Origin of the sequence: Streptomyces sp. NRRL S-495 (assembly GCF_000966955.1) — a bacterium.
In the GTDB taxonomy this organism is placed as follows: Bacteria; Actinomycetota; Actinomycetes; order Streptomycetales; family Streptomycetaceae; genus Kitasatospora; species Kitasatospora purpeofusca.
In genome coordinates, this window is sequence record NZ_JZWY01000793.1 from 1 (window position 1) to 886 (window position 886).

General features: G+C 70.2%; 1 pseudogene. It reads right to left on the bottom strand.

The window, feature by feature from the left end:
• Nucleotides 1-786: pseudogene (locus VR45_RS33635) on the bottom strand (hypothetical protein); the annotation flags it as partial.
• Nucleotides 787-886 lie beyond the last annotated feature (100 nt).

Genomic DNA, 886 nt, shown 5'->3' on the forward strand with positions numbered 1-886 from the left:
GTCCCTGGCGCTGAAGGTCTGCGCGACCACCGTGCTGACGTTCACGGTCGATGGGCTGTCGACGATGATGTTCTTGATCAGCTTGCCGATGCCTCCCACCGTCAACTCGCCCACCGTGCGGGTCATCGCGTTGAGCGTGCCGAACTGCAGCTCGTCGCCCGCCTTCACGGTGAACTTGACCTGGGTGGTCTCGGTACTGGTGCGCTTCCACTCGTGCGAGTAGGTCGCCTTGAACGCGAGCTCGAAGGAGGCCTTGGCGCTGAGCTTCAGCTGGGCGGCGGCCGTCCCGGTGGCGCCGACCGCGATCGTCGGGCCGTTGGAGATCTCCGAGTTGGGACCCTTGTCGCTGGGCGCGGTGATGTCCGTGTGGGTGATCTCGGTCTTGTTGCTGCCGCTCACACTGCCGGAGACGTCGGTGGTGTTGTCGATCGTCCCCTCCAGCGCCGCCCGGCCGGAGATCTCGCCCGCGATGTTGTCCGTGGTGCTCGACTCCAGCACCACCGTCCGGTAGACGTCGATCGGCCGGTTGGTGCAGTTGATCGCCGCGTTGCCCACCGACACCACCGCCGAGGTGAGCTCCCGGGTCAGACCCGGGATGATCCGGAACGAGCAGTCGTACTCCTGCCCGCACCTGTGCGCGATCGTCGGCGCGTCCTCCTCGGCGGCGCCGGGTGCCGGAGCCGCCTCGTCCGCGAGGGCAGGGCCCACGCCCAGCGCCAGCACGGCCAGGACGGTCGGCAGGACGGGCAGTCCGCGGGACCCGATGCCTCCCCGTCGGCGCTTCACCGCTGCCTCCAACTGCCCTGCGCGGTCCGCTCGTACACCGCGTCCGGCGCCCGCCGGGCGCTCTCGGCCCGCTCCGGGGCCAGCTCCACCAGGCCCGCGG